The organism is Leifsonia stereocauli, assembly GCF_038432415.1.
Lineage (GTDB): Bacteria > Actinomycetota > Actinomycetes > Actinomycetales > Microbacteriaceae > Orlajensenia > Orlajensenia stereocauli.
This window is the reverse complement of record NZ_JBCAUN010000001.1, coordinates 1186085-1209101: the sequence shown is the minus strand read 5'-3', so window position 1 is coordinate 1209101 and position 23017 is coordinate 1186085. Positions and strand designations below refer to the sequence as shown.

Annotated in this window: 21 protein-coding genes and 1 pseudogene; 21 read left to right on the top strand and 1 reads right to left on the bottom strand. The window is 68.8% G+C overall.

The features are described from left to right. Nucleotides 1-3 precede the first annotated feature (3 nt). The 9 genes and pseudogenes from ruvX (at nt 4) to nusB (ending at nt 7100) form a co-directional block, all read left to right on the top strand. Entirely contained in the window at nt 4-477 is a 474-nt protein-coding gene (gene ruvX / locus AADV74_RS05880; protein ID WP_342112547.1) for a Holliday junction resolvase RuvX, read from the top strand. Nucleotides 478-481: 4 nt separating this feature from the next. After that, on the top strand, nt 482-1906 hold the full coding sequence (gene mltG, locus AADV74_RS05875; protein ID WP_342112546.1) for an endolytic transglycosylase MltG: 1425 nt from the start codon (nt 482-484) through the stop codon (nt 1904-1906). 13 nt (nt 1907-1919) lie between these two features. After that, nucleotides 1920-2744: a shikimate dehydrogenase gene (locus AADV74_RS05870; RefSeq protein ID WP_342112545.1), complete on the top strand. Its 825-nt coding sequence runs from the start codon at nt 1920-1922 to the stop codon at nt 2742-2744. A gap of 64 nt (nt 2745-2808) precedes the next feature. After that, nucleotides 2809-4002: a chorismate synthase gene (aroC, locus tag AADV74_RS05865; RefSeq protein WP_342112544.1), complete on the top strand. Its 1194-nt coding sequence runs from the start codon at nt 2809-2811 to the stop codon at nt 4000-4002. Next, nucleotides 3999-4484 (top strand): annotated as a pseudogene (locus AADV74_RS05860) (shikimate kinase); the annotation flags it as partial. The gene aroC and the pseudogene AADV74_RS05860, both read left to right, overlap by 4 nt. Before the next feature lie 24 nt (nt 4485-4508). Beyond that, nucleotides 4509-5582, top strand: coding sequence for a 3-dehydroquinate synthase (gene aroB, locus AADV74_RS05855; RefSeq protein ID WP_342113101.1), 1074 nt, complete (start codon nt 4509-4511; stop codon nt 5580-5582). An 11-nt stretch (nt 5583-5593) separates the two neighbouring features. Beyond that, entirely contained in the window at nt 5594-6043 is a 450-nt protein-coding gene (locus AADV74_RS05850) for a type II 3-dehydroquinate dehydratase (protein ID WP_342112543.1), read from the top strand. A gap of 80 nt (nt 6044-6123) precedes the next feature. Then, the gene (gene efp, locus AADV74_RS05845; protein WP_342112542.1) at nt 6124-6687 is read left to right on the top strand and encodes an elongation factor P; all 564 of its coding nucleotides are present in this window, start codon (nt 6124-6126) and stop codon (nt 6685-6687) included. After that, nucleotides 6687-7100, top strand: a complete 414-nt coding sequence (nusB, locus tag AADV74_RS05840) for a transcription antitermination factor NusB (RefSeq protein ID WP_342112541.1) — start codon at nt 6687-6689, stop codon at nt 7098-7100. The genes efp and nusB overlap by 1 nt, the downstream gene beginning before the upstream one ends. A 99-nt stretch (nt 7101-7199) precedes the next feature. Here nusB and AADV74_RS05835 read toward each other — a convergent pair whose 3' ends face one another. Continuing rightward, nucleotides 7200-8507: a nucleotide disphospho-sugar-binding domain-containing protein gene (locus tag AADV74_RS05835; RefSeq protein WP_342112540.1), complete on the bottom strand. Its 1308-nt coding sequence runs from the start codon at nt 8505-8507 to the stop codon at nt 7200-7202. A gap of 143 nt (nt 8508-8650) precedes the next feature. Between AADV74_RS05835 and AADV74_RS05830 the strand changes: the two genes are divergently transcribed. The 12 genes from AADV74_RS05830 to metK all read left to right on the top strand — a co-directional run bounded on the left by AADV74_RS05830 (nt 8651) and on the right by metK (nt 23014). Beyond that, the gene (locus tag AADV74_RS05830) at nt 8651-10450 is read left to right on the top strand and encodes a carboxypeptidase-like regulatory domain-containing protein (protein ID WP_342112539.1); all 1800 of its coding nucleotides are present in this window, start codon (nt 8651-8653) and stop codon (nt 10448-10450) included. A 94-nt stretch (nt 10451-10544) separates the two neighbouring features. Beyond that, nucleotides 10545-11087 (top strand): bifunctional pyr operon transcriptional regulator/uracil phosphoribosyltransferase PyrR, encoded by a 543-nt coding sequence (pyrR, locus tag AADV74_RS05825; protein WP_342113100.1) that lies wholly within the window; start codon nt 10545-10547, stop codon nt 11085-11087. Continuing rightward, a complete protein-coding gene (locus AADV74_RS05820) occupies nt 11084-12031 on the top strand; it encodes an aspartate carbamoyltransferase catalytic subunit (RefSeq protein ID WP_342112538.1) in 948 nt (315 codons plus the stop codon). The genes pyrR and AADV74_RS05820 overlap by 4 nt, the downstream gene beginning before the upstream one ends. Nucleotides 12032-12036: 5 nt before the next feature. Further along, nucleotides 12037-13368, top strand: a complete 1332-nt coding sequence (locus tag AADV74_RS05815; RefSeq protein ID WP_342112537.1) for a dihydroorotase — start codon at nt 12037-12039, stop codon at nt 13366-13368. Next, a complete protein-coding gene (locus AADV74_RS05810) occupies nt 13365-13892 on the top strand; it encodes a PH-like domain-containing protein (RefSeq protein WP_342112536.1) in 528 nt (175 codons plus the stop codon). The genes AADV74_RS05815 and AADV74_RS05810 overlap by 4 nt, the downstream gene beginning before the upstream one ends. A 2-nt stretch (nt 13893-13894) precedes the next feature. Then, entirely contained in the window at nt 13895-15100 is a 1206-nt protein-coding gene (carA, locus tag AADV74_RS05805; RefSeq protein ID WP_342112535.1) for a glutamine-hydrolyzing carbamoyl-phosphate synthase small subunit, read from the top strand. Continuing rightward, complete coding sequence (carB, locus tag AADV74_RS05800) at nt 15100-18390, top strand: carbamoyl-phosphate synthase large subunit (protein WP_342112534.1); 3291 nt, start codon at nt 15100-15102, stop codon at nt 18388-18390. The genes carA and carB overlap by 1 nt, the downstream gene beginning before the upstream one ends. Next, nucleotides 18387-19244 carry an orotidine-5'-phosphate decarboxylase gene (gene pyrF / locus AADV74_RS05795; protein ID WP_342112533.1) on the top strand — a complete coding sequence of 286 codons (858 nt, stop codon included), beginning with the start codon at nt 18387-18389 and terminating at the stop codon, nt 19242-19244. Before carB ends, pyrF begins: the two co-directional genes overlap by 4 nt. Continuing rightward, nucleotides 19237-20145 (top strand): guanylate kinase, encoded by a 909-nt coding sequence (gene gmk, locus AADV74_RS05790; protein ID WP_342112532.1) that lies wholly within the window; start codon nt 19237-19239, stop codon nt 20143-20145. Before pyrF ends, gmk begins: the two co-directional genes overlap by 8 nt. An 86-nt stretch (nt 20146-20231) precedes the next feature. Continuing rightward, nucleotides 20232-20489, top strand: coding sequence for a DNA-directed RNA polymerase subunit omega (rpoZ, locus tag AADV74_RS05785; RefSeq protein ID WP_055818200.1), 258 nt, complete (start codon nt 20232-20234; stop codon nt 20487-20489). Nucleotides 20490-20518: 29 nt separating this feature from the next. Continuing rightward, nucleotides 20519-21748, top strand: a complete 1230-nt coding sequence (gene coaBC / locus AADV74_RS05780; protein WP_342112531.1) for a bifunctional phosphopantothenoylcysteine decarboxylase/phosphopantothenate--cysteine ligase CoaBC — start codon at nt 20519-20521, stop codon at nt 21746-21748. Between the two features lie 72 nt (nt 21749-21820). Continuing rightward, complete coding sequence (gene metK, locus AADV74_RS05775) at nt 21821-23014, top strand: methionine adenosyltransferase (RefSeq protein WP_342112530.1); 1194 nt, start codon at nt 21821-21823, stop codon at nt 23012-23014. The last annotated feature ends 3 nt before the right edge of the window (nt 23015-23017 follow it).

Genomic DNA, 23017 nt, shown 5'->3' with positions numbered 1-23017 from the left:
CCCGTGCGGACAGGAGTGCGGCTCGGAGTCGATGTGGGGAAGGTGCGCATCGGCGTCGCCCGCTCCGACCTGCACGGCATGCTCGCGACCCCCGTCGAGACCGTCCAGCGCGACGTGGCCGGCGGGGGAGCGGACATCGCCCGCCTGGTGGCGCTCCGTGATGAACTCGAGGCCTTCGAGGTGATCGTGGGGCTGCCGCTGGCGATGTCGGGCGGTCACACGGCCTCGACGGCCGATGCCCTCGGCTTCGCCCGAGCGCTGCAGGCCGCCGTCGACGTGCCCGTCCGCATGGTCGACGAGAGGCTCAGCACGGTGTCGGCGCAGTCGGCCCTGCGATCGTCTGGTCGCGGCTCGCGGACGCAGCGTCCCGTGATCGACCAGGTCGCCGCCGTTATCATTGTGCAACATGCGCTCGACAGCGAGCGCGGCACCGGTCAGCCTCCCGGCACCGTCGTCTCCTCCGTCGAAGGATCCTGAAGACTTGTCGAATGACACTCCCGTCCCCTCGGACGGAGATCGTGGCCCGCGCGATGACGCGCAGGAGCCAGCGGCCCCCAGTGACGGCGGCCTGAACTGGAACGACCTCCTCGCCGGACGCACCCCGGCGGCCGGGATTCCCGTCTCGCCCGATCCCGAACTGCACGACCCCGCCGTACAGGTTCCCCCTGTGCAGCCGCAGTCACGTCGCGAGGCCAGGGAGGCCGCCGCTGTCGCCGCGGCGCCGGCGATCCCGCCGACCACGCCCGTGCAGGCCACAGGACCTGTCGCCCTGCAGCCGGCCGGGACCTCGCGGTCGCAGCGCCGGTCGCAGCGCACCGAGTTCTACCCCGAGCGGGAGAAGAGAGGCCGCGGTCGCGGCGCTGCCATCGGCTGCCTCGTGATCGTGCTGGTGCTGGTCGGAGCTGCCGTCGGCGGCTGGTTCGCCCTGCAGGGCCCCATCCAGGACTTCATCGCGTCGACCCAGCCTCCCGCCGACTACGAGGGCGACGGAACCGGCGACGTGAACTTCGTCATCAAGGACGGCGACATCGGGGCCGACATCGCGCAGAACCTGCACTCCGATGGAATCACGGCGTCGTTCGGGGCGTTCTACGATCTCCTGCTGAAGCAGACTCCTGCGCCTGTCTTCCAGCCCGGTGCCTATGCAATGCACGAGAAGATGAGCGCCGCATCCGCCCTCACGGCGCTGGAGGACCCTGCGAACAGACTCGAGAACACCGTCGTGATCCCCGAGGGCACAGCGGCCGTCGACGTCTACTCGCTGATCAGCGAGGGCACGAAACTCCCGCTCGAGGATGTCGAGGCCGCCGCGAAGGACGTCGCATCGTTCGGCCTGCCGGCCGAGGCGAAGACCCTCGAGGGCTTCCTGTTCCCGGCCACGTACACCTTCGATCCGGGGGTGACGGCGCCCGAGGTGCTGACGACCATGGTCGACCGCTCCTTCCAGGCGCTCGACGAGGCAGGCGTGGCCGCAGACAAGCGCTGGGACACCATCCGCCTCGCCTCGTTGGTGCAGAAGGAGGCCGGCCTGCGTGATGACTACTACAAGGTCTCCAGGGTCTTCCTCAACAGGCTCGAGCAGGGCTGGAAGCTGCAGTCGGATGCGACGGTCGCCTACGGCACCGGCAACACGCACGTGGTGACGACGACGGATGCCGAGCGCGCCGACGAGGGCAATCTCTACAACACCTACGTGTACGACGGCCTGCCCATCGGCCCGATCTCGAACCCCGGCGATCTCGCGATCGATGCGGCGCTTCATCCGGCCGACGGACCGTGGATGTTCTTCGTGACCTGGAACCTCGACACCGGGGAGACCATCTTCTCGGAGACGGCGGATGAGCACGACGCCGCCGTCGCCAAGTGGCTGGCGTGGATGGACGAGCACCCGGAGTACGGTGGCTGACGCGGCGGTGCCCGTGGGTGACCGACTCGCCGTCCTCGGTTCGCCCATCGCCCACTCGAAGTCCCCGGCGCTGCACGCGGCGGCCTACGCCGCCCTCGGCCTGGACTGGAGCTACGAACGCCACGAGGTCGACGCCGACGGCCTCGATGCCCTCCTCGACGGCTCGGCCGGCGCGTGGCGCGGGCTCTCGCTCACCATGCCGTTGAAGGCCAGGGCGCTGAGCCGTGCCGACGAGCTCGACATGATCGCCGAGCAGACCGGCGCCGTCAACACGCTGGTGTTCTCCGCCGATGGCCGCAGCACCGGTTACAACACCGATGTCGCAGGCCTGGTCGCCGCGATCACCGAGGCCGGCGTGCACTCGGCGCGGCACGTCGTCATCCTCGGCGCCGGAGCCACCGCGTCATCGGCCATCGTGGCCGCAGCCGACCTCGGCGCCGAACATGTCCACCTCGCCGCGCGCAATCCCGTACGCGGCCACGAGCTCGACGGACTCAGCGCATCGCTCGGTCTCACGCACGCCGTGAGCACCTTCGACGAGCTCGACGGCGTCGCCGGTGAGCTCGTCATCTCGACGCTGCCCGGAGGGACCGTCCTGGAGGCCGGGATTCCGCTGGACCTGCAGCGCGACGCCCTGCTGTTCGACGTGGCATACGACCCGTGGCCGAGCGCGCTGGCGATGAGCTGGCTGAAGCGCGGCGGACGGGTCGCCTCCGGGACCGGGATGCTGCTGCACCAGGCGCTCGTGCAAGTGCGCATCTTCGTGTCAGGCGACCCACTCATCCCGCTTCCGGACGAGGCCGCGGTGCTCGCCGCCATGCGGACCGCGATCTCCTGACCTCCCGTCTCGGGCGCGGCGTCACACGGTCGGGCGCCGAGTCGCCCTGTGGAAAGATGGTTCCATGCTTCGTTGGTTGACTGCGGGTGAGTCTCACGGCCCCGAACTCATCGCCATGCTCGAGGGTCTTCCCGCCGGCGTGCCCGTCTCTCTCGACACCGTGCGCGCCGATCTCGCGCGCCGCAAGCTCGGCTACGGTCGCGGCGCACGCATGAAGTTCGAGCAGGACGAGCTCACCATCTCGGGCGGCGTCCGTCACGGTCTCTCGCTCGGCAGCCCGATCGCGCTCCGCATCGGCAATACCGAGTGGCCGAAGTGGTCCGAGGTCATGAGCCCCGAGCCGATCGACGCTGCTTCCCTCGGGCGCGGTCGCGGAGCTCCGCTCACCCGTCCGCGTCCAGGTCACGCCGACCTCGTGGGCATGCAGAAGTACGGTTTCGACGAGGCCCGGCCCGTGCTCGAGCGTGCGAGCGCACGCGAGACCGCCGCCCGCGTGGCGCTGGGAGCCGTCGCCCGGTCCTTCCTCGCCGAGCTCGGCATCACCCTCGTCGCCCACACCATCGCCATCGGTCCTGTCCGCGTTCCCGAGGACTCGGCGTTGCCGCATCCGGACGACGTCGACGCCCTCGATGCCGACCCACTGCGCTGCTTCGACGCCGCCACCAGTGCCCTCATGGTCGCCGAGGTGGATGCCGCCCACAAGGACGGCGACACCCTCGGCGGCGTGGTCGAGGTGCTCGCCTACGGGGTTCCGCCGGGTCTCGGCTCCTACGTGCACTGGGACCGCCGTCTCGACTCGCAGCTCGCCGCCGCCCTCATGGGGATCCAGGCCATCAAGGGCGTCGAGGTCGGCGACGGATTCCTCACCACGACCCGCCGCGGCTCAGAGGCCCACGACGAGCTCGTCATGAGCGACGGCGCCATCGAACGCGAGAGCGACAAGGCCGGCGGCACCGAGGGCGGCATGTCCACGGGCACTGTGCTGCGCGTGCGCGCAGGCATGAAGCCGATCGCGACCGTGCCGCACGCCCTGCGCACGGTCGACGTGGCGTCGGGCGAGGCTGCTGCGGCACACCACCAGCGCTCGGACGTGTGTGCAGTTCCCGCCGCCGGCGTCGTCGCCGAAGCCATGGTCGCGCTCGTGCTGGCGAACTCGGTGCTGGAGAAGTTCGGCGGCGACTCGCTGCCCGAGACCAGGCGCAACCTCGAGTCGTACCTCGCTTCGATGCCGGCGAACCTCACGACCTCGCGGCGATGACGCTCGAATCCCGACTGCCCGTCGTCTTCATCGGACCGATGGGTTCCGGCAAGTCGCGGATCGGCCGCAAGGTGGCCGCTGCCATCGGGGTTCCGTTCATCGACACCGACAGCGTCGTGGTCGCCGGCCACGGTGCCATCAGCGACATCTTCGAGCGCGATGGCGAGCAGCGGTTCCGGGAGCTCGAGCGACAGGCCGTGGCTGAGTCCCTTGCGGAGCACGCCGTGGTCTCGCTCGGCGGGGGAGCCGTGCTCGATCCGCAGACGCAGGACGACCTGCGCGGTGCGACGGTGGTGCTGCTCACTGTGACGAGCGCAGCCGTGGCCAAGCGCATCCAGGGCGGAAAGCGTCCCCTCGTCGCCGACGAGGGCATCATCGCGTGGGAGCGCATCCTCGAGGAGCGTCGCCCGATCTACGAGGATCTGGCCGCAGCGACCTTCGACACCTCGACGGGCTCGCTCACCGAGCTCGCCGACGACATCGTGACCTGGCTGAAAGAGGGACAAGTGACCGACACCGTCATCTCCGTGACCGGAGCAGACCCGTACGACATCGTCGTGGGCAGCGGAGTGCTCTCGGGGCTCGCCGACACGCTGGGCCAGAACGTGCGCAAGGTGCTCATCGTGCACGCGCCCACTCTCGGTGCGAAGGCCAACGAGCTGCGCGAGAGCCTGCAGGACCGCTTCGAGGTGCTGCTGGCCGAGGTGCCGGACGCCGAGACCGCGAAACGGGTCGAGGTGGCCGCCTTCTGCTGGCAGGTCATGGGCCAGTCCGACTTCACCCGCTCCGATGCCGTCATCGGCTTCGGCGGCGGAGCCGTCACCGACCTGGCCGGCTTCGTCGCAGCCACGTGGCTGCGCGGCGTGAAGCTCATCCAGGTTCCGACGTCGGTCGCCGGCATGGTCGACGCCGCCATCGGCGGCAAGACCGGCATCAACACCGCCGAGGGCAAGAACCTCGTGGGCGCCTTCTACGCCCCGGCTGCGGTTTTCTGCGACCTCGAGACCCTGGACACGTTGCCGAGGAACGAGATCCTCGCCGGCTTCGCCGAGATCGTGAAGGCCGGCTTCATCGACTCGCCCGAGATCCTCGACATCATCGAGGCCGATGTCGAAGCCGTCACCGACCCGTCGACTCCGCAGTTCCGCCGGGTGGTCGAACTCGCCATCGCCATGAAGGCGCGCGTCGTGAGCGAGGACTTCACCGAGCAGGGACTCCGCGAGATCCTCAACTACGGCCACACCCTCGGCCACGCCATCGAGCACGCCGAGCGCTACCAGTGGCGCCACGGAGCGGCCGTCTCCATCGGCATGGTCTTCGCCGCCGAACTCGGCCGTCTCACGGGCTCGCTCTCCGACGAGGTCGTCGACCGGCACCGGAGCATCCTGGACTCCCTCAGCCTGCCGATCAGCTACCCCGTCGGCCGCTGGAGCACCCTGCTGGCGACCATGCAGCGCGACAAGAAGGCGCGAGCGGGAATGCTGCGTTTCATCGTGCTCGACGACCTCGCGCGACCGAGCGTGCTGACGGCCCCTGAGACGTCGCTGCTCTTCGCGGCCTACCAGGAGATCGGCAGCTAGGCTGACCTCTCATGACGACGATCCTCGTGCTCAACGGCCCCAATCTCGGTCGGCTCGGCTCGCGTGAGCCCGAGGTGTACGGCTCGGCGAACCTCGAAGACCTGCGGAGCGCCATCACGCAGCAGCTGACGGATGCCGCGACCGATGCAACGCTCGAGCTGCGTCAGACCGACGACGAGTCCGAGCTCGTGCGCTGGCTGCACGGTGCCGTCGATTCCGGCTCGCCCGTCGTGCTGAATCCCGCCGCATTCACGCACTACAGCTACGCCCTGCGCGACGCTGCGGCCCTCGTCACCGGCGCCGGGCTACCGCTGATCGAGGTGCACATCACCAACCCGCACGCGCGTGAGAGCTTCCGTCACACCAGCGTCATCAGCGGGGTGGCATCCGGGGTCATCGCGGGATTCGGATTCGACTCCTACAGGCTGGCCGTCGATCAGATTCTCCGTTCGCAGGCGTGAGAGTCTAAACTTCCCTGATGGCCCGCGCGTTACGCGCCATCGGCCGCGCAACTTCCCCAACTGAAACGGATCACTTTCGCATGGCATCTACCGCTGACATCAAGAACGGCGTCGTCCTCTCGATCGACGGGCAGCTCTGGAGCGTGATCGAGTTCCAGCACGTGAAGCCCGGCAAGGGTGGGGCGTTCGTCCGCACCAAGCTGAAGAACGTCGTCACGGGCAAGGTCGTCGACCGCACCTACAACGCCGGCGCGAAGATCGAGATCGAGAACGTCGACCGTCGTGACTTCACCTACCTGTACGCCGATGGCGACGGGTTCGTGTTCATGGACACCGCCGACTACGACCAGATCACCGTCACCGACACCGTCGTCGGCGACGCGAAGAACTTCATGCTCGAGAACCAGGCCGTGACCGTGGCGCTGAACAACGGCAACCCGCTCTACGTCGAGCTCCCGGCATCCGTGGTGCTCGAGATCACCTACACCGAGCCGGGCCTGCAGGGCGACCGCTCCACCGGTGGCACCAAGTCGGCCACGGTCGAGACCGGCTACGAGATCCAGGTTCCGCTGTTCCTCGAGACCGGCACCAAGGTCAAGGTCGACACCCGCACGGGCGACTACCTCGGTCGCGTCAACGACTAGTGAGCGCGCGCACCAAGGCGCGGAAACGCGCCCTCGACATCCTGTACTCGGCCGACATGCGGCAGATCAGCGTTCCGCAGGCCCTCGCGGTCGAGGCGGAGCGCGCTGCCAGCGAGCCCGCGCGCGAGGCGAGCTGGCTCTATGCGCGTGAGATCGTCGACGGCGTCGTCGACAACCAGGCCGAGATCGACGAGCTCATCGAGACCTACGCTCAGGGCTGGACCCTGAAGCGGATGCCGGCCATCGACCGTGCGCTCATCCGCATCGGCATCTGGGAGATCGTCTTCAACGACGAGGTGCCGGACGGCGTCGCGATCTCCGAGGCCGTCGAGGCTGCCACCGTGCTCTCGACCGACGACTCCGCCGGGTTCGTCAACGGCCTGCTCGCCAAGATCTCGCAGGTCAAGGCGTAGAGCCTCAGCGCGTCGCCTGATGCTGCGTTCGGATCCGGCGCGCCGATCCGAACGTGGCAAAGGGCCGAAGCCGTGAGAACGGGCCAGTCCGGCCTGTTCTCACGGCTTCTCGTCGTTCCGGCCTGTTCCGGAGCGCGTCGCCAGCAGTGCGAGCGTGTGCGCGACCACCTCGGCCGGTCCGTCGTGACCGGCGAGGCTCGCCGCGATGCGCCGGGCGTTCTCCCGGTACGACGGCGTGGACGTGACGCGGCGCCAGCCATCGAGCACCCGGCGAGCTGACGGCGTTCCCGTGCGCAGGCTCACTCCGGCTCCAGCCCAGGCCACGCGGGCCGCGATCTCCGGCTTGTCGAGGTCGCCGCCGGCGACCACGAGGGGGATGCCGTGCGCGAGGCCCGCCAGCACGCCGCCCCATCCGCCGTTCGTGATCATCACGTCGACATGGGGGAGCAGCTCTCCGTATGGGAGCAGGCCGGCGACCCGCGCGTTCGGCGGCACAGGGAACGGCAGTTCCGGCGCATCCGGCCGTCCTGTCGTCACCACCACCGTCACGTCCTGCCTGCCCAAGGCGCTCATGGCCGGCTCGATGAGGTCGTGAGGGTCGACGTTCAGCGTTCCCTGCGTCACGTGCACCACGGATGCCGCAGGCTCGACGAGCTCGGGCCACCACGCGGGCAGCTCCCCGGTCGCCCGTGGCGGCGTCGCGAGCGCCCCGACGAAGACGACCTGCTCGGGCAGGTCGGCGCGCGGGTACTCGAGTTCGGGCGCTCCGCTGGCGCAGACCAGGTCGGGGGAGTACCAGGCGTCGTCGAAGCTGCGTTCGACGACTGGCAGGCCGCAGAGCTCGCGTTGTTCGCGGTAGGCCGAGCGCATGCCGCGGGTGGCCAGGGGCAGCAGTCGGCGGAGGGCGGCATCCCGCAGCCGACCGACGGGTCCGCGCGCCGGGGGGATCCCCAGCGACGGTGGCGGCAGCTCTCGACTCGGGATGGCCAGCGGTACTATCGCCACGGTCACCCAGGGCGAAGCCGTGCGCTCGGACGCCAGACGGGCGCCGAGGCTGAGGTTGTCGGCGACGATCACGTCCCAGGGGCGCTCGGCCCAGGCCGCCACCAGATCGTCGCTCTGCGCGGCCGCCGTGCGGATGAACACGTGCTCGACGTTCGCGAGCAGCTGGCGCGGACCCCTGCGGCCGCGCAGCGCCGGAAACGTCGGGGCGAGGTCGTGCTCGTCGAAATCCGGAGCGGCGTTCCAGAGAACGATCTCGGCTCCGAGCCCGGCGAAGACCGGGGCGTGGGCCGAGCCCGTGTAGACGCGCACGGCGTGGCCGTCGGCGAGAAAGGCGCGGGCGACGGCGGCGACAGGTGCGACATGCCCGATGAAGGGCATCACGGCGATCATCACGTCGGCCATGGTCCATGCAAGCACACCGGCGCTGTTTCACGGTGTTTCGTGGACGTTACGTTTCCAGCGTGAACCGCCGACAGGGTGATCGTCGCTGCTACTTTCCGACTGGGGGTGGGACGGTCTCGCTCATTCGGTTCTGTGGGGTCACCGTGGTCGTTCTGTCCCGAGTACTGCAGCGTATCGCCGTCTTCACCTGCCTCGTCGTGGTCTGCACCCTGGTGGTCACGACACGCCAGAGCGCCGCTGTCGCCGACACGGCCGCGAGTCGGAAAGGGTCGATCTCCGGGGCCATCTCCGATTCGACAGGGAGACCGCTGGGTGGTCCGGTTGACGTCGTGGTCCAGAAGTTCGAGGGCGGCGTCGTCGTCCAGCACTTCCCTGTCACCTCCGCGGATGACGGATCCTTCGAGGTCGACGGGTTGCCGACTGGCTCCTACAGGGTCGAATTCGACGACGCCGGCTTCGCCAACGATCACCCGTACACGATCATCGAGCAGTACTTCGGTGGCTCGGCGGTGCGCCCATACGGAACCGAAGTCATGGTCACGGCCGGCACCGTGAGGTCCCTCGGCATGGTTCGTCTGGTTGGCGGTGGTTCCGTCTCGGGGAGCTGGACTTGTCCGACCTGCGAGACCATCGATGGCATCTCCTCTGTGAGCGCAGACCTGTTCGACCCCGCGACGGGGCAGTGGATCGGTGTGAGGCCACTGCTCCCGGCCTCTGTCGGCAACCCATCCACCGATCCCGATGGGTACCACCGTGATGGCGGCTTCTCAGCGAACGGCTTGTATCCGGGGACCTATCGGATGCGGATCAACTACTCCAGTGTCGATGGGAGGCTCCGCGGTGCCGTGTCTGCTCCCTTCGACATCAGCGCGCATCCGCGCTGGCAGTCCACCGAGGTCCTGACCCTGGACCTCAAGCTCTACGCGATCCAGGGGCCGGCAGGCCGCCTCGTGCGTGTGGCCGGTCAACCAGAGGTCTACCTGTCCGATCGACTCGACGGTCTCATCCACATCGCCAACTACGGTTCCGTCTCCGATCTGGGCTTTCCGACAGCGGTGTCGTTGATCACGGTGTCGCAGTTGCGTGCGGCCACGATCGCGCCGGCATCGCTGACGGGGCTTGCGACGTGTGGAGACGGGGTCTTCCTCTCATCGGGCGGCATCCGTCGGCTGATCCCTGCCGCAAGCCGCACCGGGAGACCGGTGACTGTGCTGCCCCCGGAGATCTGCGCAGCGCTCCCGGGCGTGCCGGTCCCGCTGCCGACACCGATCTTCCTCAAGGGGAGCAACTCGCCCGTGGTCAGTTTGCTGGAGGGCGGTGCTCTGCGCAGTGTCCCGAATCCTGCGACGCTCGCGTCGATACGCTCCGGACGGCCGACCACCGTCGTCACTCCGACGGCCTTGGCGACCTTCCCTGCGGGCGAACCCGTGCCAGCGATCGGCACGCTGGTGAAGGATCCCGCGCACGCGACCGTCTACCTTGTCGACACGCCTCGCTCGTTCGTCCCGGTGCGCGCATTCCAGTCTGTTCTCGACATGGGACTGCAGCGTTCAGTCACCACCCTCCCGACGGCGGTGGTGGGGCAGACCGCGAAAGCGCCGGTCGTGCTCAGCAACTTCGTGCGATGCAACGGCGCATCGTGGCTCGCAAGTGGTGGGGCGCTGCTCCCCATGCGAGCAGCCGCTGCCGGTTCGGCTCCAGTCACGAACCTCTCGACCTGGCTGTGCACTCAGCAGGCGCGTCCCTCATCGCATGCGGCCGACGGGGCCCGTCTGTTCATCAGGGCCACGGGCGCCGCCCGGGTGTACCTGGTGTCTGGAGGGGTGAAGCAGGCTGTGAGCTCTCCCGCCGTGCTCAAGCGACTGGCGCCGTCGGGGGCTGCCGTCAATTCCGTCGACTCCGCATTCGTGTCTTCCCTGAGGACGGGCGCCACCCTGAGGTGACCTGGCCTGACGCTCGGCCGGCGCTCCGTGTTCGCTATGCTGGAGAGGTTGGCAACCTTTAATGCCGTCCTGTGAGACGGAGAAGGGAGTCGGTCTGATGGCGCGTACAGTGCTGAATCACTCTGACATTTCGCGGGCACTCACCCGCATCTCGCACGAGATCCTCGAATCGAATCGCGGTTCGTCCGATCTCGTCATCCTCGGCATCCCCACGCGTGGCACCGTCCTGGCCCGCCGCATCGCCGAGATCATCCAGCGCATCGAGCCCGACGCGCCCGTGCAGCTCGCAGGGTCGCTCGACGTGACCATGTACCGCGACGACCTGTCGCGCACCCGAACGCGCACCCCGTCGCCGACGGATGTGCCCGTCGGCATCGACGGCAAGACCGTGGTGCTCGTCGACGACGTGCTGTTCTCCGGACGCACCATCCGCGCAGCATTCGACGCCCTCAACGACCTCGGCCGGGCCAGAGCCGTGCGCCTGGCCGTGCTCGTCGACCGCGGCCACAGGGACTTCCCGATCCGGGCCGACTTCGTCGGCAAGAACCTGCCCAGCGCCACGTCCGAGCGCATCAACGTGCACCTGAGCGAGATCGACGGCGCCGAGTTCGTCTCGATCGAGGGAGGCGAGGAATGAGACACCTGCTCTCCACGCGAGACCTGAGCCGCGACGAGGCCATCGAGCTGCTCGACATCGCGGAGGACATGGCAGACGTGCAGCTGCGCGAGGTCAAGAAGCTCCCGACGCTGCGCGGACGCACGGTGGTCAACCTGTTCTTCGAAGATTCGACCCGCACGAAGGTGTCGTTCGAGGCCGCCGCCAAGCGCCTGAGCGCCGACGTCATCTCCTTCAGCGCGAAGGGCTCGAGCGTCTCGAAGGGCGAGAGCCTGAAGGACACGGCGCAGACCCTGGCGGCGATCGGCGCGGATGCCGTCGTCATCAGGCACGGCTCCTCCGGCGCCCCCCTCGTGCTCGCGCAGAGCGGCTGGATCGACGCCGGTGTGCTGAACGCCGGCGACGGGACACACGAGCACCCCACACAGGCGCTGCTCGACGCGTTCACGCTGCGCCGCCGCATCCACGGCGCAGCATCGCGTGGCCGCGGTCTCGACGGCGTGCGGGTCACGATCGTCGGCGACATCCTGCACTCCAGGGTCGCGCGCTCCAACGTCTGGCTGCTCTCGACCCTGGGCGCCGAGGTGAGCCTCGTCGCGCCGCCCACACTGCTGCCCGTCGACCTCGCCAACTGGCCGGTCAGCGTCGGCTACGACCTCGACGACGCCATCGACGCCCAGCCCGACGCCGTCATGATGCTGCGCATCCAGCTCGAGCGCATGCACGCCGCGTTCTTCCCCAACAGCCGGGAGTATTCCCGAGCGTGGGGACTCGACGACGAGCGATTCGCACGCCTCAGGGCGGATAGCATTGTGATGCACCCTGGCCCGATGAATCGAGGCCTCGAGATCTCTTCCCGAGCAGCCGACTCTCCGCAGTCGAGCGTGCTCGAGCAGGTTGCGAATGGAGTTTCGGTGAGAATGGCCGCCCTGTATCTACTGCTCTCCGGCGAGAAGGGGGAGTAGGCGACATGGCCGAGTCCTATCTCATCCGTGGCGCGTCGCTCGCCGACGGCACCACGTCAGACATCCTCCTCGACGGCGGGATCATCGCCGAGGTCGGCACAGGCCTGAGCGCCGCGGGAGCGAGAGTCATCGACGCCGACGGGCTGATCGCCCTGCCCGGCCTCGTCGACCTGCACACGCACCTGCGCGAGCCCGGCTACGAGCAGAGCGAGACGATCCTCACCGGCACCCGCGCCGCAGCAGCCGGGGGCTTCACCGCCGTCTTCGCGATGGCCAACACGGCCCCTGTCGCAGACACCGCCGGCGTCGTCGAGCAGGAACTCGCCCTCGGCGACGCAGCCGGCTACGCCACCGTGCAGCCCATCGGCGCCGTCACCGTCGGCCTGCAGGGTGAGCGTCTCGCCGAACTCGGTGCCATGGCCCGGTCGCGAGCGAACGTGCGGGTCTTCTCCGACGACGGATTCTGCGTGTCTGATGCCCTCCTCATGCGCCGCGCGCTCGAGTACGTGAAGGCGTTCGACGGCGTCATCGCCCAGCACGCGCAGGAGCCGCGGCTCACGCAGGGTGCGCAGATGAACGAGGGCGCCCTCTCCGGCGAGCTCGGACTGGCAGGCTGGCCGGCCGTGGCCGAGGAGGCGATCATCGCCCGCGACGTCCTGCTCGCCGAGCATGTCGGTTCGCGCCTGCACATCTGCCACGTCTCGACGGCCGGCTCGGTCGACGTGATCCGCTGGGCCAAGGCCCGCGGCATCCAAGTCACAGCCGAGGTCACCCCGCACCACCTGCTGCTCACCGAGGACCTGATCTCGGGCTACGACGCTCGCTTCAAGGTGAACCCTCCGCTCCGGCGCCGTGAAGACGTCGAGGCCGTACGTGCGGCCCTGGCAGACGGCACCATCGATATCGTCGCCACCGATCACGCACCGCATCCGTCGGAATCGAAGGAGTGCGAGTGGGATGCCGCAGCCAACGGCATGGTCGGGCTCGAGTCGGCCCTCTCGGTCGTGCACGCCTCTGTCGTGGAGAACGGACTGCTCGACTGGACCGATGTCGCCCGGGTGCTCTCGCAGACGCCGGCCCGCATCGGACGCATCCGCGGCCACGGCGAGGCGATCGCCGTCGGTGCAGCTCCCGAGATCGTGCTCTACGACCCGAGCGCCAGCCGCTCATGGGGCACCGCCGACCTCGCCGGTCGCAGCGTGAACTCGCCCTACCTCGGCCGAACGCTTCCCGGCCGGGTCGTCGCGACCTTCCACCACGGCTACGCCACGGTGCTCGACGGTGCCGTGCTGGAGACCGCCGAGATCGCCGCGGCAGCAGGGGAGGCGCGCGCATGACCGACTACACGGTCCCGGCCATCATCGTGATCGCCATCACCGCGCTCATCCTGCTCGCCATGTGGCTGGGCTGGCGCGGACGCAGCCGGCGCGACGTCCAGGTGGGCGCCTACCCGCTCCCGGCATCCGTCGCGGCCCCCATCGTCGGAGCCGACGGCTTCTACGTCGCCACCACGCAGCACGAGAAGCCGCTGGAGCGTCTCAACATCCGCAGCCTCGGCTTCAGGGCCAAGGCACGCGTCACTGTCGGCGCCGACGGCGTCGCCCTCGAGATCCCGGGCGAGGAGACGGCCTGGATCCCGAGCGAGGCCATCCGGGGAGCAGGGCCTGCGACCTTCGCCATCGACCGGGTCGTCGAGCGCGACGGACTGGTCTGCATCACCTGGGCCCTGGCCGGCTCCGGCGACCTCGCCGACAGCTACCTGCGGGTCTCCGATTCCTCCGACCGCGAGCGCGTCCTCGACGCTCTCGCCCACATCCTCAGCTCCGCTCCTGCGGAAGCCATTGAAGAAAGCGAGGCCTGAACATGGCTGCATCCATTCCGAGTCCGGCCGTCCTCGTCCTCGAGGACGGATCGCGCTACCGCGGCCGCGCTTACGGCGCCGAGGGCCGCACAGTCGGCGAGGCCGTCTTCTCCACCGGCATGACCGGCTATCAGGAGACGCTGACCGACCCGAGCTACGCCGGCCAGATCGTTCTGCAGACGGCTCCGCACATCGGCAACACCGGGATGAACGACGAGGACATGGAGTCCTCCAAGATCTGGGTCGCCGGCTACATCGTGCGCGACCCCTCCCGCGTGGTGTCGAACTTCCGGTCTGAGCGCAGCCTCGACGACGACCTCGTCGCGTCGGGCGTCGTCGGCATCAGCGGAATCGACACGCGCGCCGTCACCAGGCACCTGCGGTCCGCCGGTGCCATGCGTGCCGGCATCTTCTCGGGAGCGGATGCCGCCCTCAGCGACGGCGAGCAGCTCGAACTGGTGCGCGGCGGCGTCGAGATGGCCGGCCAGAACCTGTCCGGCGCCGTCTCCACGCAGGAGCGCTACGACGTTCCGGCCACGGGGGAGCGCATCGGCTCCGTCGCCGTGCTCGACCTCGGCGTCAAGACCTCCACGCTGAACTTCCTCGCTGAGCGCGGCTTCGACGTGGTCGTGCTGCCCCAGACCGTGACGGCCGAGGAGATCCTGGAGCTCGAGCCGAGCGCGCTGTTCTTCTCGAACGGCCCGGGCGACCCCGGGGCATCCGACCACCATGTCGAACTGCTCCGCACAGTGCTGCGTGCCGACGTGCCCTACTTCGGCATCTGCTTCGGCAACCAGCTGCTCGGCCGTGCGCTCGGCTTCGGAACCTACAAGCTGCCGTTCGGTCACCGCGGCATCAACCAGCCCGTCATCGACGTCTCAACGGGTCGTGTCGAGATCACCGCGCACAACCACGGCTTCGCCGTCGACGCGCCGCTGCACGAGGTGAGCGACTCCGCCGAGGGCTTCGGCCGCGTCGAGGTCAGTCACTACGACCTCAACGACAACGTGGTCGAGGGGCTCAACTGCCTCGACATCCCCGCGTTCAGCGTGCAGTACCACCCCGAGTCCGCTGCAGGCCCGCACGACGCCAACTACCTGTTCGACAGGTTCCGAGACATGGTGCTCGCGAGGACCTCGACGAGCGAGGCGACCGAAGCACCTGAAGCACCCGACGAGACCGAAGCAACCGATGGAGACCAGAACTGATGCCCAAGCGTGAAGACATCACCAGCGTCCTCGTCATCGGGTCGGGCCCGATCGTCATCGGCCAGGCCTGCGAGTTCGACTACTCCGGCACCCAAGCCTGCCGCGTGCTGCGCGAGGAGGGCGTTCGCGTCATCCTCGTGAACTCCAACCCGGCGACCATCATGACCGACCCGGACTTCGCCGACGCGACCTACGTCGAGCCGATCACCTGGGAGGTCATCGAGACCATCATCGCCAAGGAGAAACCGGATGCGATCCTGCCGACCCTGGGCGGACAGACCGCCCTGAACGCGGCAATCCAGCTGCACGAGAACGGCATCCTCGAGAAGTACGACGTCGAGCTCATCGGCGCCAGCTTCGAGGCCATCAACAAGGGCGAGGACCGCCAGATCTTCAAGGAGCTCGTGATCGAGGCCGGGGCGGACGTGGCGCGAAGCCACATCGCCACGACCCTCGACGAGGCGAAGGAGTTCGCCCTCGACCTCGGCTACCCGCTCGTGGTTCGCCCCTCCTTCACGATGGGCGGCCTCGGCTCGGGCTTCGCCTACGACGAGGCCGACCTGGTGCGCATCGCCGGCCAGGGCATCCACGACTCGCCCACGCACGAGGTGCTCCTCGAGGAGTCGATCCTCGGCTGGAAGGAGTACGAGCTCGAACTCATGCGCGACACGGCCGACAACACCGTCGTCGTCTGCTCGATCGAGAACGTCGACCCCGTCGGCGTGCACACCGGCGACTCGATCACCGTCGCGCCGGCGCTCACCCTCACGGATCGCGAGTACCAGAAGCTACGCGACATCGGCATCGACATCATCCGCGCCGTGGGCGTCGACACGGGCGGCTGCAACATCCAGTTCGCCATCGACCCGGCCGACGGTCGCATCATCGTCATCGAGATGAACCCCCGCGTCTCGCGCTCCTCGGCGCTGGCATCGAAGGCGACGGGCTTCCCGATCGCCAAGATCGCGGCCAAGCTCGCCATCGGCTACAGGCTCGACGAGATCCCGAACGACATCACCCGCGTCACCCCGGCGAGCTTCGAGCCCACGCTCGACTACGTCGTCGTCAAGGTCCCACGGTTCGCATTCGAGAAGTTCCCCGCGGCCGACCCCACCCTCACGACCACCATGAAGAGCGTCGGCGAGGCCATGGCCATCGGCCGCAACTACGCCTCCGCCCTGCAGAAGGCGCTGCGCTCGCTCGAGAAGAAGGGCTCGTCGTTCCACTGGGGCGAGGAGGCCCGCTCGCTCGACGAGCTGCTCGAGATCTCGAAGACGCCGACGGATGGCCGCATCGTGACGGTCCAGCAGGCACTCCGGGCCGGAGCCACCGTCGACCAGGTCTTCGACGCCACCAAGATCGACCCGTGGTTCATCGACCAGATCGTGCTCATCAACGAGGTGGCAGACGCCATCGCGGCGGCAGACACCCTCGACTTCGACACCCTGCGCTACGCGAAGGACCACGGCTTCTCGGATGTGCAGATCGGCGAACTGCGCGGCTTCGGCGAGGACGGGGTGCGCGAGGTGCGCCACACCCTGGGTGTGCGCCCGGTCTTCAAGACCGTCGACACCTGTGCCGGCGAGTTCCCTGCGCTCACGCCGTACCACTACTCGAGCTACGACGAGGAGACCGAGGTGGTCCCGAGCGACCGCCGCAAGGTCGTCATCCTCGGCTCTGGCCCGAACCGCATCGGCCAGGGCGTCGAGTTCGACTACTCCTGCGTGCATGCATCGTTCGCACTCTCGGCCGCCGGCTTCGAGACGATCATGATCAACTGCAACCCCGAGACCGTCTCGACCGACTACGACACCAGCGACAGGCTGTACTTCGAGCCGCTCACCCTGGAGGACGTGCTCGAGGTCATCCACGCCGAGTCGCAGTCGGGCGAGCTCGTGGGCGTCGTGGTGCAGCTCGGCGGCCAGACCGCGCTCGGGCTCGCCAAGGGCCTGAAGGAGGCCGGCATCACCATCCTCGGCACCACGCCCGAGGCGATCGACCTGGCCGAGGAGCGCGGGGAGTTCTCGCGCATCCTCGACGAGGCGAACCTGCTCGCCCCGCGCAACGGCACGGCGTTCGACTTCCAGGGCGCCGTCACCGTCGCCGAGGAGATCGGCTACCCGGTGCTCGTGCGCCCCAGCTACGTGCTCGGCGGCCGCGGCATGGAGATCGTCTACGACAGCGCGTCGCTCGCGGACTACTTCGAGCGCATCGAGGGTCAGGGCATCGTCGGCCCGTCGCATCCGCTTCTCGTCGACCGCTTCCTCGACGACGCCATCGAGATCGACGTCGACGCCCTCTACGACGGCGAGGAGCTCTACATCGGTGGCGTCATGGAGCACATCGAGGAGGCCGGCATCCACTCGGGCGACTCCAGCTGCACCCTGCCGCCGGTGACCCTGGGCCGCGGCGTCATCGACCGCGTGCGTGAGGCGACCGAGGCCATCGCGAAGGGCATCGGCGTTCGCGGCCTGCTCAACGTGCAGTTCGCCATCGGCGCCGGAGTCCTCTACGTTCTCGAGGCCAACCCGCGTGCGTCGCGCACGGTCCCGTTCGTGGCGAAGGCCCTCGGCATCCCCCTGGCGAAGGCCGCCTCGCTCATCATGGTCGGCCGCACCATCGCCGACCTCAAGGCCGAGGGCATGCTGCCCGAGGTCGACGGATCCCGAGTTCCGTTCGACTCGCCGGTCGCCGTGAAGGAGGCCGTGCTCCCGTTCCGGCGCTTCCGCACCAAGGACGGCCAGATCGTCGACTCCGTGCTCGGGCCCGAGATGCGCTCCACCGGCGAGGTGATGGGCATCGACCGCGACTTCCCCCGCGCCTTCGCCAAGAGCCAGCTGGCCGCCTACGGCGGGATGCCGCTCGATGGCACAGTCTTCGTGTCCGTGTCCGACCGCGACAAGCGCGCCATCATCCTCCCCGTGCTGCGGCTGCAGGAGCTCGGGTACAGGATCATCGCGACTGAGGGAACAGCCGAGGTGCTGCGTCGCAACGGCATCGCTGCCGGCGTCGTCGGAAAGTTCAGCGAGAAGGCCGACGTGGAGGCGGACTCCATCGTCGAGCTCATCCACCGCTCAGAGGTGCAGGTCGTCATCAACACCCCGAGCGGTCGTTCGGCGCGTGCGGACGGCTATGAGATCCGAGCGGCGGCCGTCGCCAGCGACATCCCGCTGTTCACGACCATCGCCGAGCTCTCGGCCGCGGTCGGGTCGCTCGAGGCGGTGCGCGGCGGCTTCGAGGTCACCTCGCTGCAGGAGTACGCGCTGCAGCGGGCGGCGGCCATCGCATGAGCGTGACCCCGTTCGGCGACAGGCTCGGAGCCGCGTTCGACCGCTTCGGACACCTGTGCGTCGGGATCGATCCCCACGCCTGGCTGCTCGACCGCTGGGGCCTGGAGGACAACGCCGTCGGCGCCCGCGAGTTCGGACTCCGGGTGATCGGCGCCGCGCACGGGAGGGCGGGCATCGTCAAGCCGCAGGTCTCGTTCTTCGAGCGGCACGGCTCGGCCGGGTTCGCGGCGCTCGAGCGGGTGCTGGCCGAAGCCCGCTCAGCTGGAATCCTCACCATCGCCGACGCGAAGCGCGGCGACATCGGCTCGACGATGGAGGCGTACGCCGAGGCCTGGCTGCGGCCGGGGTCTCCCCTCGAAGCGGATGCCGTCACGGCGAGCCCGTACCTGGGGGTCGGGTCTCTCGCCACGAGCCTCGACTACGCGGCAGCGCGCGGCAAGGGTGTGTTCGTGCTCGCCGCGACCTCGAACCCCGAGGCCGCTCGCGTGCAAGATGCTCGGGTCACGGCAACGGGCACGACTGTCGCCAACGACGTCATCGGCGCCCTCACGGGGTGGAACGCGCAGCAGGGCGGCTCACGATTCGGCTCAGCCGGTGTCGTGATCGGGGCCACCGTCGCCCTGGCCGACTTCGGAATCGACATCGGCGCCGAGCAGCCGACGGCGACCCTGCCGGTGCTCGCGCCGGGATTCGGACACCAGGGAGCAGACCCGCGAGACACCCGGAGGATCTTCGGGAATCTCACTCCGGGTGTCATCGTGTCGGAGTCACGCACCATACTGGAGGCGGGACCCGAGGGCGTCGCGGACGCGATCGCCCGTCGCTCCGAGGAAGTGGAGTCGCATCGTGGCTGAATACGGCACGCCCCCCGAGGTCGATCGCGTCGCCGCATCCCGTGCCGCCGTCGCCGCTCGACGGGCACGTGCCGCGGTCAAGGCGGCCATCTCCGCCGGAGAGCGCAATCCGCTCGACGTGCTGCGGGTCGCTGGGGAGGATCCGGCAAGCGTAGAGGGCGGCATCCGCGTCACCGAGTACCTCACCAGCATCCCGTCCATCGGCGTCACCAAGATGCACCGCTTCATGGAGGAGCTCGGCATCTCGCCGGCGAAGCGCCTCGGCGGCCTCGGCCGTCACCAGCGCCGCCGGTTGCGCGGCTTCCTGACCGACAGGCTGGCTGCCCAGACCGGGCGCCACAATCGACTCGTCGTGCTCGCCGGGCCCACGGCCGTCGGCAAGGGCACCGTCGCCGGTCACATCCGCACGCACTACCCCGACGTCCTGCTCTCGGTGTCGGCGACGACCCGAGCCCCTCGCCCCGGCGAGACCGAGGGGGTCAGCTACTACTTCGTGGACGACGCGGAGTTCGACCGCCTCATCGAGGCTGGCGAACTCCTCGAGTGGGCGACAGTGCACAACGCCCACCGCTACGGCACGCCCCGCGGTCCCGTCGAGGAAGCGCTCGACTCCGGTCGCAGCGTGCTGCTCGAGATCGACATCCAGGGTGCGCGCAAGGTGCGCCGCGCCATGCCGGAGGCGTCACTCGTGTTCCTGCTCCCGCCATCGTGGGAGGAACTGGTGCGCAGGCTCATCGGGCGGGCCACGGAAGACGGCCCGGAACAGCAGCGCCGGCTGGAGACCGCGAAGGTCGAACTGGCCGCCATCGACGAGTTCGATTTCGAGGTGGTGAACACCGACGTGAGCACCGCCGCTCAAGAGGTCGTAGACTTGATGCAGACTCGCAAGCCGAAGCGCTGACCCGTTCGCCGCTTGCCCATCTTTTTCACGCGTTCATCCGACGCCTTCGGAACGCAACGCACGATCGCACTGAGGAGTGTTCTCACATGGCTGACAAGCTGACCGGAATCATCGACCCGCCCATCGACGAGCTGCTGTCGAAGGTGGACTCCAAGTACGCCCTCGTCATCTTCGCGTCCAAGCGCGCGCGCCAGATCAACGACTACTACGCCGACCTGCACGACGGCAGCCTGTTCGACAACGTCGGCCCCCTGGTCGACTCGTCCATCGAGGACAAGCCGCTCTCCGTCGCCATGCGAGAGATCAACGAGGACAAGCTCCAGCTCAGCCCGATCGTCGAGTAGCACCCGCTCACAGCACAGCAATCGACACCGTGGCGCTCAACGTCGTCGTCGGCATCACCGGCGGCATAGCGGCCTACAAGGCCGTCAACGTCGTGCGCTCGCTCGTGCTCGCCGGCCATGACGTGCATGTCGTGGCCACGGATGCCGCCCTGCGCTTCGTGGGGCGGCCAACTCTCGAGGCCATCTCGCGCAACCCGGTGCACTCCGAGTTGTACGAGGGGGTCGCCGAGGTGCGCCACGTGGCGATCGGCCAGGCGGCCGATCTCATCGTGATCGCCCCAGCGACGGCCAACACGATCGCCAAACTCGCGGCCGGCATCGCCGACGACCTGCTCGGCAACACCGTGCTCGCCAGCACGGCCCCGCTCGTCATCGCCCCGGCCATGCACACCGAGATGTGGCAGAACCCGGCGACGGTCGCGAACATCGCGACCCTGCGGAGCCGCGGCGTCTCCGTCGTCGGTCCGGCCGTCGGCCAACTGACGGGCCGCGACTCGGGCCCGGGCAGGCTCGAGGAACCCGAGACCATCGTGGTCGCCGCCCTCGCCGTGCAGGCAGAGCACGCTGCCAGGCTCGCGGCATCCGGCGACCTCTCCGGTCGACGTGTCGTCGTCACGGCCGGCGGAACCCGCGAACCGCTCGACCCCGTGCGTTTCCTCGGCAACCGCTCGAGCGGGCGCCAGGGCGTCGCCATCGCGGCGGCGGCCCGTGCGCGTGGAGCCGAGGTCACCCTCATCGCAGCCCATCTCGAGGTGGCTCCTCCCGAGGGCGTCACCCTCGTCGAGGCATCCACCGCCCGCGAGCTGCAGCATGCGGTGACGGATGCCGCGGCCGACGCCGACATCCTCGTGATGGCAGCGGCCGTGGCCGACTATCGACCAGCTGTAGTCGTCGACTCCAAGATCAAGAAGGAGGCTCAGGGCGACACGCTCGAACTCTCCCTCGTGAAGAACCCCGACATCCTGGCCGAGCTGGGCGCCTCCCGGCGCGCAGGGGAGTACCCCGGGCTGCGCCTCGTCGGCTTCGCCGCCGAGACCGAACCCGACCAGGCCGCATTGCTCGAGATGGGTCGCGCGAAGATCGCCCGCAAGGGCGCCGACCTCCTCGTCGTGAACCGCGTGGGCTGGACGCAGGGTTTCGCAACGGACGGCAATTCCGTCGTTGTGCTCGATGGGGCCGGCGATATAGTGAGCGAGGCCGCCGGCAGCAAGATGTCGGTGGCCGACCGTATTCTCGACGCCATCGTCGCACTCGACTGAGCTGCGGCGCCGGCGTCGAAACCCGATGCGGTCGCCGATCCATGACGCTCGTCACACTAGAAACGGGGCACCATGAGCGATCTCCGCCTGTTCACATCCGAATCCGTCACCGAAGGACACCCAGACAAGATCTGCGACCAGGTGTCGGACTCCATCCTCGACGCCCTCCTCGCGGTCGACCCTCATGCTCGCGTCGCCGTCGAGACCCTCGTCACGACGGGGCTCGTGCACGTGGCTGGTGAGGTGACGACCTCGGGCTACGTCGAGATCCCCGCGATCGTGCGCGACCGCATCACCTCCATCGGCTACACGTCCTCCGACGTCTGGTTCGACGGCCGCTCCTGCGGAGTCTCGATCTCGATCGGGGCCCAGTCGCCCGACATCGCTCAGGGCGTCGACGACGCCTTCGAATCGCGTGAGCAGGCCAGTGGAGACGCCCTCGACCAGCAGGGCGCCGGCGACCAGGGCATCATGTTCGGCTACGCCACGACCGAGACCCCGCAGCTCATGCCCATTCCCATCTGGATCGCGCACAGGCTCTCCGAGCGGCTCGCCGCAGTGCGCAAGGAGGGGCTCGTCGACTACCTGCGACCGGACGGCAAGACCCAGGTCACCGTCGGTTATGACGGCATCGTGCCGCGCACCATCGACACCGTCGTGCTCTCGACCCAGCACTCCCCGAAGGTCTCGACAGACGACCTCCGCCGCGAGGTGGAGGAGCTCGTCATCCGCCCGGTCCTCGACTCCGTCGAGCTGAGCAGCGCCGACCTGAAGGTGCTCATCAACCCGACGGGCCGCTTCGAGATCGGCGGCCCCCAAGGCGACGCCGGCCTCACCGGCCGCAAGATCATCATCGACACCTACGGCGGTGCGAGCCGGCACGGCGGTGGAGCCTTCAGTGGCAAGGACCCCTCGAAGGTCGACCGCTCTGCGGCCTACGCCATGCGCTGGGTGGCCAAGAACGCCGTTGCAGCAGGGCTCGCAGACCGGGTCGAGGTGCAGGTGGCCTATGCCATCGGCAAGGCGGCGCCCGTCGGGCTCTACGTCGAGACCTTCGGCACCGGACACCTGCCCGACGACGTGATCAGCGCCGCCATCCGCGAGGTGTTCGACCTGCGGCCCGCCGCCATCATCCGCGACCTCGACCTGCTGCGTCCCATCTACGCCCAGACGGCGACCTACGGCCACTTCGGCCGTGAGCTGCCCGACTTCACCTGGGAGCGACTCGACCGCGTCGACGACCTCCGCAGCGCAGCCGGACTGTAGCGG